General features: G+C 71.1%; 12 protein-coding genes and 2 pseudogenes. 4 read left to right on the forward strand and 10 right to left on the reverse strand.

Annotated features, from left to right (window positions below):
* Nucleotides 1-16: 16 nt before the first annotated feature.
* Nucleotides 17-1,111: an XdhC/CoxI family protein gene (locus tag ABZ858_RS19960; protein WP_361379857.1), complete on the forward strand. Its 1,095-nt coding sequence runs from the start codon at nt 17-19 to the stop codon at nt 1,109-1,111.
* A gap of 101 nt (nt 1,112-1,212) precedes the next feature.
* On the opposite strand, the gene car is transcribed toward ABZ858_RS19960, so the two are convergent.
* The 5 genes from car to ABZ858_RS19985 all read right to left on the reverse strand — a co-directional run bounded on the left by car (nt 1,213) and on the right by ABZ858_RS19985 (nt 8,738).
* Nucleotides 1,213-4,743, reverse strand: coding sequence for a carboxylic acid reductase (gene car / locus ABZ858_RS19965; protein WP_361379860.1), 3,531 nt, complete (start codon nt 4,741-4,743; stop codon nt 1,213-1,215).
* A 79-nt stretch (nt 4,744-4,822) separates the two neighbouring features.
* Nucleotides 4,823-6,073 carry an MFS transporter gene (locus tag ABZ858_RS19970; RefSeq protein WP_361379863.1) on the reverse strand — a complete coding sequence of 417 codons (1,251 nt, stop codon included), beginning with the start codon at nt 6,071-6,073 and terminating at the stop codon, nt 4,823-4,825.
* Complete coding sequence (locus tag ABZ858_RS19975; RefSeq protein WP_361379866.1) at nt 6,070-6,780, reverse strand: FCD domain-containing protein; 711 nt, start codon at nt 6,778-6,780, stop codon at nt 6,070-6,072. The genes ABZ858_RS19970 and ABZ858_RS19975 overlap by 4 nt, the downstream gene beginning before the upstream one ends.
* Nucleotides 6,781-7,226: 446 nt before the next feature.
* Entirely contained in the window at nt 7,227-8,039 is an 813-nt protein-coding gene (locus ABZ858_RS19980; RefSeq protein WP_361380220.1) for a class I SAM-dependent methyltransferase, read from the reverse strand.
* 177 nt (nt 8,040-8,216) lie between these two features.
* A complete protein-coding gene (locus ABZ858_RS19985) occupies nt 8,217-8,738 on the reverse strand; it encodes a transglycosylase SLT domain-containing protein (RefSeq protein WP_361380223.1) in 522 nt (173 codons plus the stop codon).
* A 391-nt stretch (nt 8,739-9,129) separates the two neighbouring features.
* On the opposite strand from ABZ858_RS19985, the pseudogene ABZ858_RS19990 reads away from it, so the two are divergent.
* Nucleotides 9,130-9,321, forward strand: a pseudogene (locus ABZ858_RS19990) (ATP-binding cassette domain-containing protein); the annotation flags it as partial.
* 89 nt (nt 9,322-9,410) lie between these two features.
* Nucleotides 9,411-9,754, forward strand: a pseudogene (locus ABZ858_RS19995) (DNA-binding response regulator); the annotation flags it as partial.
* A 3-nt stretch (nt 9,755-9,757) separates the two neighbouring features.
* Here the strand turns inward: ABZ858_RS19995 and ABZ858_RS20000 are convergent.
* Nucleotides 9,758-10,465 (reverse strand): DUF4232 domain-containing protein, encoded by a 708-nt coding sequence (locus ABZ858_RS20000; RefSeq protein WP_361379869.1) that lies wholly within the window; start codon nt 10,463-10,465, stop codon nt 9,758-9,760.
* Nucleotides 10,466-10,784: 319 nt separating this feature from the next.
* Here ABZ858_RS20000 and ABZ858_RS20005 point away from each other — a divergent pair, with 319 nt between their 5' ends.
* Complete coding sequence (locus ABZ858_RS20005; RefSeq protein WP_361380226.1) at nt 10,785-12,311, forward strand: AMP-binding protein; 1,527 nt, start codon at nt 10,785-10,787, stop codon at nt 12,309-12,311.
* Nucleotides 12,312-12,384: 73 nt separating this feature from the next.
* Here the strand turns inward: ABZ858_RS20005 and ABZ858_RS20010 are convergent, their stop codons facing one another.
* The 4 genes from ABZ858_RS20010 to ABZ858_RS20025 form a co-directional block, all read right to left on the reverse strand.
* On the reverse strand, nt 12,385-12,810 hold the full coding sequence (locus tag ABZ858_RS20010) for a PaaI family thioesterase (RefSeq protein WP_361379872.1): 426 nt from the start codon (nt 12,808-12,810) through the stop codon (nt 12,385-12,387).
* Nucleotides 12,807-14,003, reverse strand: a complete 1,197-nt coding sequence (locus ABZ858_RS20015) for an SRPBCC family protein (protein ID WP_361379875.1) — start codon at nt 14,001-14,003, stop codon at nt 12,807-12,809. Before ABZ858_RS20015 ends, ABZ858_RS20010 begins: the two co-directional genes overlap by 4 nt.
* 127 nt (nt 14,004-14,130) lie before the next feature.
* The gene (locus ABZ858_RS20020) at nt 14,131-14,694 is read right to left on the reverse strand and encodes a TetR/AcrR family transcriptional regulator (RefSeq protein ID WP_361379878.1); all 564 of its coding nucleotides are present in this window, start codon (nt 14,692-14,694) and stop codon (nt 14,131-14,133) included.
* A gap of 206 nt (nt 14,695-14,900) precedes the next feature.
* The gene (locus ABZ858_RS20025) at nt 14,901-15,599 is read right to left on the reverse strand and encodes a hypothetical protein (RefSeq protein ID WP_361379881.1); all 699 of its coding nucleotides are present in this window, start codon (nt 15,597-15,599) and stop codon (nt 14,901-14,903) included.
* Nucleotides 15,600-15,609: the final 10 nt, after the last annotated feature.

Here is a 15,609-nt window from a genome sequence, read left to right on the forward strand (position 1 = left end):
CACGGATGTGGTACCTATGCGGGACATCGCCGCACAACTGCTGGAATGGATCGACGCGGGTCAGCCGTTCGTCGTCGCGTCGGTGACCGGTGTGAGCGGCAGCGCGCCCAGGGGGCCGGGCGCCGCGATGGCGGTGCGCGCCGACGGCGCCGTCCTCGGCAGCCTCTCCGGCGGATGCATCGAGGGCTCGGTGCACGACGCCGCGATGGAGGTGCTCGACACCGGCGTACCCGTCCGGATCAGCTTCGACTACGACCCGGACAACCCGTTCGCCGTCGGCCTGACCTGCGGGGGTGTGATCGACGTGCACATGCAGCGCTTCACCCCCGCAGCGGGCGGCACCCTGGCGGCGGCGCTGCGTGCCGCACGCTGCGGCGAGCCGGTGGCGGTGGCCCGCGTGCTGGACACCGGCGCCCTGCTGGCGGTGTACCCCGCCGGCTACGACGGCACCACGGGCGACCCCGGCCTCGACGCACGCATCGCCACGAAGGCGCAGGGCCTGCTGGCGCTGGGCAGGACCAAGCTGCTGACGTTGTGCCAGCCGCCCGCGGGCGCCGATCCGTCCGGCCCGGAGGTCTTCGTGGAGAGCTGGACGACGCCGCCCCGGATGCTCGTGTTCGGCGCCATCGACTACGCGGCGGCGCTGGCCCGGATGGGCAAGTTCCTCGGCTACCACGTCACCGTGTGCGACGCGCGCGCGGTGTTCGCCACGACCTCCCGGTTCCCGGACGCGGACGACGTGGTCGTGCAGTGGCCGCACAAGTACCTCGCCGACTGCGAGCCCGACGAGCGGACCGTCATCTGCGTGCTCACCCACGAAGCCAAGTTCGACGTCCCCGTGCTCCAGGAGGCGCTGCGGGGCAAGGCTTGCTATGTCGGCGCCCTCGGCTCGCGCCGCACGCACACCGACCGCCTGCGGCGGCTGCGCGACGTGGGACTGAGCGATGTCGAGCTGTCCCGACTGCACTCCCCCATCGGGCTCGATCTGCGCGCGAACACGCCGGAGGAGACGGCGGTGTCCATCGCCGCGGAGATCATCGCCACCCGCACCCACGCCCCGGCCCGATCCCTCACCCACACCAGTGGACCCATCCACGTGACGCTGCCGTGAGGGCCGCCCGCCGCGTCGACTTGTCGACCTGAGCCGGGCCCGGCGATGACGGACCCCGCGGGCGGCCGATGACGGACCTCGCGGGTGGCCCATGGTTCACGTCATATCAGGCCCTGCGCCCGGAGGTCGGCCGCGTACTTGATGATCAGGTCCGGTGACAGGTGCGGGATGTCGTTCTCCTCGTCGAGGGCCGCGGCCCGTACCGCCGCACGGAACCGGTCCGCCGGAAGGGCCGATCCGGTGAGTGGCTTCTCCGGCTCGGCGAAGGCGTGCAGCAGGGGCAGCAGCGAATGCCGCTTCTGGCGGTCGGGCAGGCCCCGCAGGGCGGTCTCGAAGCGGGCGAGCCACTCGGCGTGGTCCTCCACACGGGTCAGGGGGTGTCCGGCTGCGGCCAGCCAGTCGACGAACGTGTCGAGGGAGATGCCGTCCTCGTGCGGGTTGACCACGTTGTAGGTCCAAAAGCCTTCTCGTACGTCGTCGCCCAGCGAGGTGACGGCCCGCGCGGTGAAGTCCACGGGGAGTGCGTCGTGGTGTGCGCCGCCGTCACCGGTGCCCCGGGCGTAGAAGCTGCCGGGCGCGATGCCGGTGGCCAGCAGGCTCAGCAGGAGGCGGGTGAAGACGTCCGGGATGTTGAGCTGGCCGCGGTAGCGCGGGTGCGCGAGGATCAGGTTCGAGCGGAGGACGGCGACCGGCAGGCCGAACGCCTCGTGCGCCTCGCGCAGCAGCACCTCGCCGGCCCACTTGCTCGCCGCGTAGCCGTCGGCGTACTCACCTTCGAGGTCGCGGGTCCGGCAGGCGGTGCGGATGTCCGCGGACTCGTCGGCCGCCGCCTCGTTCCCGAAGGCGACGGCGACCGTCGACAGATAGGTGAACTGCTTGGCCCGGGAGGTGATCGCGAGCCTGATCAGTTCGGCCGTTCCCCGTACGTTGGGACCGAACAGCTGGTCGTAGGGCAGGAGATGGTTGACCAGGGCCGCCGGGTGGACGATCAGGTCCACGGTGTCGGCCAGTCGCCGCCAGGTCTGCTCGTCGAGCCCGAGGCCCGGTTCCCCGATGTCGCCGGCGATCACCTGGAGATGCCGGTCGGCTGACTTGCGGTAGCGCTCCATGAGTTCGGGGTCGCCGCTGTCGAAGGCCGCGTCGAGCCGTGCCCGGGCCGCCTCGGCGCAGGAGCCGCGGACCACACACACCAGGGTGCCGCCGCGCTCCGCCACGCGCTCCAGCCACTCAAGGCACAGGAACCGGCCCAGGTAGCCGTTGGCGCCGGTCAGCAGCACGGTACGGGCCTCGGGCAGCGGTCCGGCCGGCCGCGCGGCCTGCGCGATGGTCCGCGCGTCGAGGAACGCGTCCAGCCGCAGATCGGCCGCGTCGAGCCGCGTCGCGTCAGGGCCGTGGACGCTGTCTGCGGTGGGACGGCGGTGTTCCGAGTCGAGCGCCCGTTCGATGTGATCGGCCACCTGCCGCAGCGTGTTGACCGGGTTGAGGACCACGTCGACAGGGACGTCGACGTGGAAGATCTCCTTCAGCAACTGGGAGAACGACAGTGCCGTGAGGCTGTCGCCGCCGAGGTCGAGGAAGCGTGCGCCGGGTTCCACGTCCCCGTCCTCCTGCCCGAGGAGCGCTCGCGCGACCCGCAGCACGGTCTCCGGTACCGGGTGGTCGGTGCCGGCCTGGCGCAGTGCCCGCAGTTCGTCGGCCTCGCGGTCGGACAACTCGGTGTACAGCGCTTCGAGACGCTCGCGGTAACGCTTCGTCAGGGCGGGTCGCAGTGGCTTGCGCATGCCGGAGAGCAGCCCGTTCTCCTGCGTGAACGGCTCGCGCTCGATGAGGAAGTCCCGTGGGATCTCATAGGAGTTCAGTCCCGCCTCGACGGCGAGGGTACGCAGGGACTCGCGCAGGATCGGCTTGAGGCGGCGGGCGTCCCCGGCGGCGCGGTCGACGGCTTCCTTGGTCGGCACGACGACCGCGAGCAGGTAGGCGCGGGCGCTGTTGCCGTACAGGAAGATCTGCCGGACGACCGGGCTGCCGTCGAAGAGCGCCTCCAGGCGGGAGACCGTCACGAATTCGCCCTGGGACAGCTTGAGGACGTTGGAGCGGCGGTCGACGTACCGCAGTTCGTCGGGGCCGACGCGGGCCATGATGTCGCCCGTGCGGTAGAAGCCGTCCTCCTCGAAGGCCTCGGCGGTGGCGTCCGGGCGCCGGAAGTAGCCGGGGACGAGCCGGTCGGACCTGACCAGCAGTTCGCCCCTGGGGTGCGGCGAGTCGGTCGTGAAGTATCCCAGCTCGGGTACGTCGGCCAGCTTGTGGCCGGTCACCGGCGGGCGCAGCACCCGGCCGTCGAGGGAGACGATGCCGGCTTCCGTCGACCCGTAGCCGTCGAGCAGTCTGACGTGGAGGCAGTTCTCGACGAACGCCGTCATCTCGGCGCTGGGCGGGGCGGAGCCGCTGACGGCCCGCAGGAGGCGGCCGCCCATGACCTTCTCCCGCAGTTCCTCCCTCACCTGCTCCGCCGGGTCGGCCGCACCGCCGCCCTTCCCGGTCCGGCGGGTCAACTCGGCCTGGTAGTGCTGGAAGAGCATGTCGGTGATGCGGGGCACCAGGAGGAACTCGGTGGGGCGGACCAGGGAGAGGTCCTCGAAGAGCGTCGACAGGTCGCTGGACGCCGCGAAGCAGGCGAGGCCCCCCTTGGCGAGGGTGCTGAACAGCACGCCCCTGCCCATCATGTGGCTCAGGGGCAGGTAGTTCAGCACGATGGAGGGCCGGACCGCTTCGCCGGGTACGAAGTCGACCCAGAACCGCCTGACCAGACGCTCGGGGTACATGGCGCCCTTGGGGATGCCGGAGCTGCCCGAGGTGTAGATCAGTGCGCTGAGCGCGTCGGCCGCCGATCCGTCGGGAACCTCGGGGAGCGACGGCAGCGTCCTTCCCCGGTCGATGACCGAGGCCAGCGTGTCCAGGGTCACGCCCCGGCTCCGCGCCGCGAGCCGGCCGCGCGCGGAGTCCAGTTCCTCCTGGTGGGCGGTGACCTCCGGGCGGTGGCCGATGACGATGATCCTGCCCAGCGAGGGGGCGTTCGCCGCGAGGTCGAGCGCGACCTCCAGGTGGTCGGCGTCCACCACGAGCAGGCGCGGTCCGGTCTGCTCGACGATGGGGGCCAGGTGTTCGGCCGAGGACCCGGCCTGCAGGGGGACGGACACCGCGCCGGAGCGGACACAGGCCAGATCGACCACGGTGTACTCGGCGCTCGTGGGACCGAGTACGGCGACGAAGTCACCCGGCATGACGGCGTGTTCGGGGTGATGCCGCCACTCGGAGGCGACGGCGCCGACCCGTTCCCACAGTTCGGCGTAGGTGAGGGTGTCGAACCGCTTCAGGAGGCGCAGGGTGGTGCGGCCCGTCTCCGGCTCGGTGACCGGCTCCGTGGCGCGCTCGCCCAGGGCGGGGCGGTCCGCGTACGCCTCCATCACCGTGGCCACCAGGGCGGCGAGCGGCAGTCCGGGCCGCCGGATCGCCTCGGTGACGGCGTCCAGGGGCGCGGTGTCACGGAACTGCGCGTCGGTCGCGTACAGGTGGGCGCTTCGTCGGTCGGTGCGTGCGTCGAGTTCGTCGGTCAGGCGTCGGGAGCGGGGCACGGGTGGTCTCCTTCGCGGCCGTACGGGCGTGTTCACGTGTTCCTGTGGGCGGCGTTGCCGCTCGGGTGGGGTGGTCGTGTCAGCGGGAGGGCCGGCGCAGGCGGCGGTCCTGTCCCGCGCCGTGTCCGGCGACCGCCGTGGCGATGCCGAGGACGGCCAGGACGGTGAGCGGGAGTGTCCAGCTGTGTGTGGTGTCGTGCAGGATGCCGAGGAGGAGGGGGCCGGCCGCGGCCACGAGGTAGCCGATGGACTGTGCCATGCCCGCCAGTGCGGCGGCTTCGCCGGAGCTGCCGGCGCGCTGGCTCTGGAAGGTCAGCGCGAGAACGAGGCACGCGCCGCCGCCGAGTCCGAGCAGGGTGCAGGCCAGGACGGACAGCGCGGGGGCGGCGACCAGTACGGTGAAGCCGCCTGCCACCAAGACCGAGGCCCCGGCCGCGGTCCAGCGCTGGTCGTGCCGCCCCCGGGTGAGCAGGGGCAGGAGGCTGCCGGCCGCCAGGGACACCACCTGATAGGAGAAGAGCATCCATCCGGCCGTGGTGCTGCTCATGCCGCGGTCGATCAGGATGCTGGGCAGCCAGGCGACGGCGGTGTAGAAGGCCAGGGACTGCAGGCCCATGAAGAGCGTGACCTGCCAGGCCAGCCGCGACCGCCAGGGCACCGGGCTGTGGCCGCCGCCGGTGGACACCTGTGGCTTGTCACCCCGCATCCGCGGCAGCCAGGCGAGGAACGCCGCGACCGTGAAGGCGGCACCCCAGGCCAGCGCGGTACGCCAGGAGCCCGGCACGGTGTGGGCCAGCGGCGCGGAGATCCCGGAGGAGACCGCGGCCATGAGGCCCATGACGGTCACGTAGAGAGCGCTGACGCCCTGGATACGGTGTGCGGGCACGCTCCGTCTGATCAGCGCGGGCAGCAGCACATTGCCGAACGCGATGGCCGCGGACAGGATCACCGTCCCGGCGAAAAGGCAGAGCACGGAGGGAAGGGAGCGCACCACCGTGCCGACGGCCAGCACACCGAGCGCCGCCACCAGCAGGCGAGCGCTGCCCAGCCGGTGGGAGGCCCGCGCGACCAGCGGCGAGGTCGCGGCGAACGTCAGCAGCGGAAGGGTGCTCAGCAGCCCGCCCCAGCTCGATGTCAGGCCGCTGCCGTGCTCGATCTCCGGCAGCAGGGCGCCGACACCGGTGAGAGCGGTGCGCAGGTTCGCCGCCACGAGACAGATCGCGACGAGGAGCCCGACCGGCACGACGGCGGGCCGGGCGGGGCCGGCGGCCGGTGACCCGGAGACGGAGACGGAGTCCTGAGGGGACATCGCGGTCGGCCGCGGACTCACCGCTCCCCCACTGCTCGTGGTGTGCCGGTCTCGTGGTCGCGGGTGAGCCGCACGATCGCGGCCGCCGCGTCGCGGGCGCCGCCCTCGTCCCGGGCCTCGATCGCGTCGACGAGCCGCCGGTGCAGGCGGGCGTGCTCCTCGGCGTGGACGGCGTCCCAGGACAGGCCCCCCAAGGACGAGGTGAGCGCCGTACCGAGATAGTCGTACACCTCCATCAGCAGGTCGTTCCCGCTCGCCCGGACCACGGCCCGGTGGAACAGCGCGTCGACACTCGTGGCCGCGGACGTGTCCTCACCGGCGCAGGCCGCGTCGGCGTCGGCCAGCAGCTCCCGCAGCTGCTGCAACTGGCTCTCGCTGCGACGCAGGGCCGCGGCTCCCGAGGCGTACTCCTCCAGTACGGTCCGCAGCTCCAGCACCTTGTCCCGCTGCGCGGAACTCGCCCGCCGCACCATGACCGACTGAAGCTCGCTCGACGAGCGGACGTAGGTGCCGTCGCCGGCCCGGGGCTCCAGCAGGCCCAGGTGCACCAGCGCCCCGACCGCCTCCCGCAGCGTGCTGCGCCCGACCCCCAGCTCCTCGATGAGTGCCTGCTCCGGCGGAATCCGCGTGCCCACCGGCCACCCGCCCGACTCGATGTGCGAGCGGAGACTGTCCACGAGCTGAGCGGACAGGCTGGCGGTGCGGCGGGGTGCGCTGATGCGTTTCATGGAGACACCGTACACAAACATCAGACGTTTGAACATCATGTCTTCGAGGCCCGCTCGACGAGACGAGAGAGGACCCCGATGCCGCCCTGATGCCGCCGGCTCGATGACTCCGGGCTGTGCTCCATCCGCGTGACGCGAGGGGGGGCCCGGGGGGGGAGGGCAAGGCGCCGAACGCCCTACGGCACCGGCCGGTCCACCGAGGCCCTCGCCGGGCGTTGCCTGACCGCCTCGCGAGCATCGCCGGAGTCGCGGTGAACGCGGCGTACCGCACGACCGCGGCCGTCCGGGACGACGACCGGATCAAGACGCTGAAACGCCGAGGGGTTCGGCCGCGCCGGCTTCGAACTGTCTACGCAAGCGCGCCCCGCTCCACTCGTGGAACTGCTCAAGACGCGTCGCCGATCAGCCCGAAGTCTTCCGGGAACGCTTCCAGGAACCCCCGCGCTCTACCGGCGGACCGCCGAGATCAGGCCCCCGGGCCGCTCTTCGCGCTGTGGCGGGGTGCTGATCGGGCGGCCGTAGGCGGCAGCGCGCTCGCGCAGGGTGTGGCTGTCGGCCTTCCAGCCGTGCCCGGCCAGCCGGCCCACCGGGTCGTCGGGCATCCCCGAGACCCACAGGGAGGCCGCCGATCCCGGCGCGGCCTCCGCGCCGAAGCGCTCGATCACGCCGCGCGAACCCAATGTCAGCCCCATCCGACTGCCCGCCGCCGACCGCGCGCCGATCCGGGCCAGCAGCAGCTCGACCGCGTCCTCGGGCAGATAGATCAGCAGTCCTTCGGCGATCCACACGGTCGGCACGGCCGGGTCGTGCCCTGCGGCGGCCAGCGCGCCCGGCCAGTCCTCCCGCAGATCCACCGCGACAGTGATGCGCTCGCAGCGTGCGACGGCCCGCTCCTGGCACAGCACCGATGCCTTGAAGCGCAGTGGCGCGGCGGTGTCGACCTCGAACAGCCGGGTGCCCTCGGGCCAGTCCATCCGGAAGGCCCGGCTGTCCATGCCGGCGCCGAGCGACACGACCTGCCGGATCCCGGAGGCGGACGCCTGCCGCAACAGGTCGTCGAGGAACTTCGTCCTGATGACGATGGAGAACGACACGGCCAGCCGGCGGCGTCGCGCGGCCTCGTCACCGGGCGGCGGCGAGGAGGGCCACAGGCCGCCTGCGGCGGCGAAGGCCCGTGCCAGTGGGTCGCGGAACAGGGCGTTCTCCCGCCCGGTCTCCAGCGCCCGCACCCTGGCCACCCCCACCGCGGTGGCCCACACTCCCGACGGCCGCACCCGCTCCTGCTCATCAGTCACCGCGCCACCTCAGATGAACGAATACAAGGCCAGGCGCGGCACCCATGGACATGGACGCCGAAGCCCGGGTGCCGCCGCCATCGAACGGCGCCGGAAGGCTCGGTCGCCTCCTGGTCGTATCCGGCGGTGAGGCCGGCTCGGTCAGTAGGCCGAGTTGACGTTGTCGATGGAGCCGTAGCGGTGGGCGGCGTAGTTCGCGGCCGCGGTGATGTTGGCCACCGGGTCGGTGATGCTCTGCGCGGTACCGGCGACGTGGTAGGCGTTGAAGGTGGGGTCGATGACCTGCAGCAGGCCCTTGGACGGGACACCGTTCTTTGCGTTGACGTCCCAGTTGTTCTGGGCGTTGGGGTTGCCACCGGACTCGCGCATGATGTTGCGCTTGAGGCCCTCGTAGCTGCCCGGGATGCCCTTGGCCTTCATGACCTGCAAGGACTCGGTGATCCAGCCGTCGAGGTTGTCGGCGGTGCCGGCCTTGTGCCGGCCGGCGTCGTGGCTGGTGTGGGTCGAGACCTTGGCCGCGGTGGCGGCGGGCGCCCGCGTCGTCATGTCGGCGGCCTGCGCGCTGGCGGGCATCAGGGTCAGGGCGACGGCCGCGGCGCCGGTCGTGGCGAGGCCCGTGAGACCGATGGTGCGCAGGCGGGCGATGCGGGTGCGGGTGGTCATGGCCATGCGAAAGCTACCTTCCGTAGGGGACATCGTCTGCCGACCGCTGGCGTACCGCGGCGGCACAGGGGCAGCCGCGATCAGGAGCGGCAGGCCCACAGGGAGTCGCTTGCGTCCGGTCGTACGGCTCGCAGCGACGACAGCCATGATTAGCGGCGGTCGGCACGGGGCGCAATGGTGTGATCTACTACCCACTTACGGAGAAATGGCCCGAGGTGGGCGCAAAGTGGAGATATTCCCTTTTCAGGAGCTTCGGCAGGTACGGCCCTCTTTAGGATGTGACCTCCCTCGCATGGTCGGCATCACGCCCCGAAGCGCCAGGCCCCTTGCCGCACACCCTTGGCTCCAAGCGCCACTTGAGGGAGGTTCGCTCAGACTCCGGACCTGATTTGTGCGCCTACGGGGCTTGCGCGAGGCGTACGGGAAGCACGGCGCCGTCGACGGACTCGATCTCGACATCCGGCACGGCGAGATCTCCGGCATCCTCGGGCCGAACGGTGCCGGCAGGAGCACCACCGTGGAGATCCTGGAAGGCCACCGCCACCGCGACTCGGGCGAGGTGGACGCGCTCGGTGAGGACCCCCGCCGGGCTCGAACTCACGGTGGCTGACCGCGACCGACCGCCCCGGACGACGACCCCGTCCTTCCAGTAGGGCTCCAGGAGCACCAGCGATGATCCGGATCCTGCTCGTCGACGACCATCCCGTGGTGCGGGAGGGCCCGTGCGGCATGCTCGATGGCCAGCCCGGACTGGAGGTCGTCGGCAACGCGTCGTCGTCCTCACCACCTACGAGACGGACCGCGCCATCCTGCGCGCCGTGGAGGCCGGTGCCGCCGGGCACCTCCTCAAGGAGGGCTCCAGCGCCGAGCCGGCCGAGTCGGTCCGGGCCGGCGCACGCGGTGAGACGGTGCTCGCGCCCACCGTGGCGGCGCTCGTGTCCCGGCTGCGCGGGGGCGAGCCGGACCGGCCGCAGCTGTCCCAGCGGGAACTGGAGGTGCCGGCCCTGGTCTCCGAGAGATCAGAAGTCGTACGGCTTTTCGGTGCTCCAGTTCAGCACGTCGGCCTCGCTCCAACTGAACTGCGCCTTCTGGCCCTTGACGTCGACCGAGGAGAAGGGACCTTCGTGACCATCCGCGCCGCGCAGCGCGATGGCGAACGAGTGCGCCGTGTGGCTCTTCGAGCCGTACTCGAAGAGGCTCACCGCGCTGTAGACCTTGCCTCCAGGGCGTAGCGCGATGTGCTTGTCGCCACCCGGGTTGTCCTTATTCGAGTGCGGCAGTGCGGCAGCATCCACGTCCCCGCCCAGCTTCACGGCCGGGTACGAGGTGACCCAGCACGGCTTGGTGCCCTCGTTGGACATGGTGACCAGCAGGTGGTCGCCCTGCTGGTCGGCGAACCGGTGCACCGCCGTGACCAGCACCCCGTCTCCGCGGCACTGCGGGGCGCCGCCCGAAGTGTCCTTGCCTGCGCCCTCGCCGCCCCCACCCGAGGTGGCCTTCGGGCTTGCCCCCTCCTGGCCGCCACCACCGCTGACGGTCGGCTCCGCGCTGCTCTTGCCGGGGCCACTGGATGGGGGCTGGCTCTGCGCGGTATCAGCCGCGTGGTCGCCGCCCGCCGCCTTCGAGCCGTCATCGCCGCCGCAGGCGGTCAGGCCCAACGCCAGCGCCGCGGTGACGGCGGCCAGGGCGGCGGAGCGGGCGGTACGGCGGGCACGGTGCGTGGACATGATGACAACTCCCCATGGTCTGTCAGGACGCGGCACCTTACCCCGCTCCCGCCGGGCGGCCGCATCGGCTGTTTCCCTGTACCCCATGAGATGACACGCGGACGGGCGTCGTTCACCCGGATGTGTCCGCATCGGGTAACAGGACAACTGAGACAACCGGGTCCGGGCACCACCGTGTTGGCGCCGACTCCCCCACCGCAGAGGCGGTTGGAGCTTCCCCACCGTATTGAACAGTGATTCAATCCTTGCCGAGCCGAGGCAGCCTCGGCGCGGCAGCCCCCACGAGGATGCGGAGGTCCCTGCGGTGAACCTGACGTGGATGCTGGAGGGGTCGGCCCGCAGTTGTGGCGATAAGCCGGCCCTCGTGTCCGATCTGGGGTCGATGACGTATGCCGAGTTGCTCGCGGCTTCGAAGCGGGCCGCCGCCGTGCTGCGGGAGCGCGGAGTGCGGCCGGGGGACCGCGTAGGGGTGATGACGTACAACACCCCTGCCTTCGCCGTGGCGGCGTTCGGGATCTGGCGGGCCGGGGCCGCACTGGTGCCGGTCAACCACAAGTTGACCGCGTCCGAGCTGACTTACCTCGCCGGGCATTCGAAGCTGCGGGTCGCCGTCGTCGCGGAGGAGTTGTCCGGGCGTATGCGCGAGGGCGCCCCCGAGGCCGATGTGCTCACCACGAACGACACGGGTGACGGAGAGTTCGACAGGCTGGTCGCCGGGGCGCCGGAATGGGAGGGGGTGGAGGTCGGGCCCGAGGCCGTCGCGCAGGTGCTGTACACCTCCGGGACGACCGGCGCGCCCAAGGGCTGTCTGCACTCGCACCGCGGGCTGTCCGCCGTGCCCGCGTACACGACGGCCGGCGCGGGGCTGCGCCGCGAGGACCGGTTCCTGCTGGCCATGCCGATCTGGCACGCCTCGCCGCTGAACAACTGGTTCCTGTCGATGATCTACCTGGGCGGCACCGTCGTCCTTTTGAAGGAGTACCAGCCCCTCGCCTTCCTCGAAGCCGTGCGGAAGCACCGGGTCACGGCCTTCTTCGGTGCCCCCATCGCCTATCTCGCCCCGCTGAAGGCGCTGTCCGCGGCGGGAGTCGGCCTGTCCGGCTTCGACCTGTCGAACGTGCGGCTGTGGGCCTACGGCGGGGCGCCGCTGGGCGCCGAGACGGTACGGACGCTGGAGGCGGCGTACGGCCGGGGCCGCTTCTGCCAGGTGTACGGGATGAGCGAGATGGGGCCGGTGGGTTGCGTGCTCCCCCCGCAGGACCAGCTCGCCAAGGCCGGATCGATCGGGGCGGGCGGCATGCCGGGCGTGGACATCCGCGTGGTCAGGGACGACGGCCTGGACGCCGGGGCCGGCGAGACCGGGGAGCTGTGGCTGCGGTCGGGGACCCGCATGCTGGGGTATCTCGACGATCCGGAGGCGACCGAGCGCGCTTTCGAGGGCGACTGGTACCGGTCCGGGGATCTCGCGCGGGTGGACGAGGACGGTTACCTGTTCCTCGTCGGACGGATCAAGGACGTCGTCATCACCGGCGGGGAGAACGTCTACTCGCCCGAGGTGGAGGAGGCGATCCTGCAGCATCCGGCGATCCGGGACGCCGCCGTCGTCGGGCGGCCGCACCGGGACTGGGGCGAGACCGTCGTCGCCGTGGTGGAGGCCGATGCGGCGGTGACACTGGAGGAGTTGCGCGGGTTCCTGTCCACCAGGCTGGCGAAATACAAGGTCCCCCGGGATCTGGTGGTGGTCCCGTCGCTGCCGCGTACGCCCTCCGGCAAGGTGCAGAAGCACGTACTGCGCGAGCAGGTGCGGAGTGGCCAGGCCAGTCAGACCGGCCAGACCGGCCCCTGACGCGCCTGGCGCCATGGGCCGGGCCCTCGGCGAGACCCGACGGCCCGGCCGGCCCTCGTATGTCTCAGTTGTCTCAGTCCTCCTGCTTGCCCGCCCGCACGATCGTCCCCTGCGCCAGGGCGACCAGGCGCTCCTCTCCCTGCTCCGAGACGACGTAGATGGAGCACTGGCACACTGCCTGACGCCGGGTTGTCGCGGTCGCCTCGGCGCGGGCGACGACGAGGGCGCCCACGGCAGGCCGAATGTAGTTGATCTTGTATTCGGCGGTGAGCGCGTCGCCGCCGAGGGCGAGTCCGCCGGCGAAGGTCAGCGCGTTGTCGGCCAGGTAACTGAGGACTCCTCCGTGGACGAAGCCGTGCTGCTGCTGGATCTCGGGCCGGTTGGCGATGCGGATCTCGGCCGTGCCGGGCCCCGCGGAGGTGAGTTCGGCGCCCAGGAACATGCTGAACGGCTGAGCCTTGAAGATGCCGTGTGCGAAACCGGCGAGGTCCGTGGTCACGAGTGCTGTCCTGTCGCTCGGGGTGCGGCGGGGGTGGAGGTGGGGATGGGGGCGGCCGGGTCCGGCTCCGGGCCGGTGAGGCGCTCGTCGATGGTCTGCTGGAACATCGCGAGCAGTCCCTCGGCAAGGCCCAGGACGTGGTGGTCGCTGCCGCCGTGCAGCAGGTGCCGCTGCACGTTCTCGGCGATGGCGAAGTCCTCCTGGTCGAAGACCGTGTCATTGGTGAACTGGAAACGCTTGGCCAGCGCGCTCTGTCCCGCGGAGCCGGGGAAGTCGCCGTCGCGGTAGAGCATTTCGTGGGTCCAGATCGTGCGGTCCGGTGCCAGGGGCCAGAAGGTGTTGATGGACACGTAGTCGGGATGCAGGATGAAGAAGGTGTTGGGGAAGAGCGTGTAGTACACCGAGGCGTAGTCCAGGATGCGCCACTCCTCCTGCGGTTTCAGAGCCGTCTCGCCGATGTTGGTGCGCGCGGCGGACAGCCGTATGTGCGGCCCGTCCTCGTCGTGCGCGATCACCCCCTTCTTGAAGGCGAAGGCGAGGGTGTCCCGGTGCAGATACGGGACGTGGTAGCCCTCCAGATACGTCTTGATCAGCAGCTTCCAGTTGGCCTCCTTGATCACCTTGGTCTTCTTGTACTGAACGAGCGAGGCCACGTCGAAGTTCACCAGGTCCTCGTAGAACGTCCCGAGGAATCCGGGGATGTCGAGCGTCTGTCCGGGCGTGCGGCCGACCCAGATCAAGCCGCCGGCCTCCGCCGCGGGCAGTTCCACAAGACCGTAGTCGCAGGTCTTGACGCCGGGGAAGTCATGAGCCCGGGTGATGCCCTTCAGAGTGCCGTCGAGTCCGTAGACCCAGCCGTGGAAGGGGCAGATGAAGTTCTGCACCGTTCCCGCCGGCTGGTCGGCGAGGCGGGCTCCGCGGTGGCGGCACTGGTTGTAGAAGGCGCGGACCCGGCCGTCCTCGCCCCGGACGACGACGTAGGGGAACTGGTCCCAGTCGCTGGTCAGGTAGGCCCCGGGTTCGCCGAGCGCCGAGGCGTGCCCCGCGATCAGCGGGTAGTGGGAGAAGGCCGAGGCGATCTCCCGTTCGAGGAGGTTCTCGTCGGTGTACTTGGTGACCGGGATCGTGACGACCTCGTCGAGCATCTTCTCGTCGCGGCGCGTCTCGCGCAGCGCCAGAAGACGCTCGATCATCGCCACTTGTTCGCTGTGCTGCATCGGGCCCCCCGTGACAGGTCAAGCTCTGAATACTTGTTCAATTCATGGTACGGACGGTACGGGGGCCAAGGCAATGAGACTCAAGGACTACCGGGTGGTCGGGTCAGGAAGGTACGCGGCCGAGGGCTCGCAGGCAGAAGTCGCGGATCTCCGTGACCAGTTGCTCGTCCGGCACCTCCGCCTGCCGCGACACCTCCGGTGTGAGCCTGCCGACCAGCGCCTCGGAGATGGCGCCGATGGCCGCGCCGGCCGCGATGGCCGCGTGCTGCCGAGCGAACAGCCCGGCCGTGATGCCGTCTCGGATGACGCCCTCGCACAGCTGCGCGTACTCGCGCCGGTACACCAGCCGCTCCCGCTCCACCACCGGCGAGACCGGTTCGAAGAGCAGGGACCATGCCAGCCGCCGCCCGCGCAGGGCTCGCCGCGTGAACGTGTCGGTGAACGCCTTGAGCCGGGCCTCGGGATGTATGGGCGCGGCCTCCACCGCACCGCGTACGGCGGCCAGTTCCCGCCCCGCGGCACGCCGGAAGACCTGCGCCAGCAGCTCGTCCCTGCTGCCGAAGTACGAGTAGAGCGAGCCCGCGCTCACCCCGCACGCCGCGGCGACCGCGGCCACCTTCGCCCCGGCGAAACCCTCCCGGGCCACCAGCTCGTGCGCGGCGCGCACGAAGGCCTCCTCCTTCGTCTGAGCGTGCCGCTTCGTACGCTCCGTACGCCGATACACCATGGCCGGTGCTGCGCCTTCCGTCTTGCTGGCAGGAAGCAACAGTGAACCAGGAGACACTCGGGAAACACCTGCGGGGTGCGACAGCGGGGTTCGCGCAAGGGCGCGGAGGCCCCTGCAACCGGTACGTGCCGCCGGCCCGCTCCAGGTCAGGTCCGGGTGCCGCCGGGCCGGGGATTCCCGAGGCGGATGAGCGCCCGCTCCTTCGGGTCCGAAGCCTCGCCGGGCGGGTACAGCGACTTCCACAGCAGCGCCGACGCGAAACTCCTGTACGGCGACCAGGGAGCCGCCTTCTTGCGCGTCTCCCCCACCGTCGGCAGACGGGTCATGCCCCACTGCCGGCGCATGGCTTCACGGATGCCTTTGTCCTGCGCCGGGAGAACGTCCGGGCGGTGCAGCTGTCGCATGAGGAAGGCCTGTGCCGACCAGAGGCCCACGCCCTCCACGGTGGTCAGCACGTCGATGACCCCGGCATCGTCCATGCCTGCCAGCGAGTCCAGGTCCGCTGTCCCCGCCACCTGCTGACGGGCCAGGTCGAGGACGTGGTTGGCCTTGGCATCCGACAGTCCGAGGGTCCGCAGGCGCCGTGTCCCCAGGGACAGGATGCCTTCCGGGGCGGGCACTCCTTGAAGTTCGTCCGCGATCCTGTCGTAGACGGTGAACGCGGCGACAGCGGAGATCCGTTGGCCGGCCAGGTGCAGCACCATGGCGGCGAACAGGCTTGTTCCGGTCCGTCCCCCGTCGAACCACACGTAGGGGTCGGGCCGCCCGTACCTCTCGACCAGCTCTGCGAGAACCGGCTCCGTGGAAGCCAGCCGCTCGTACTCTCGCTCGAACCTGCCCGGCACGCCTACCTCC

Origin of the sequence: Streptomyces sp. NPDC047017 (assembly GCF_040644175.1) — a bacterium.
Lineage (GTDB): Bacteria > Actinomycetota > Actinomycetes > Streptomycetales > Streptomycetaceae > Streptomyces.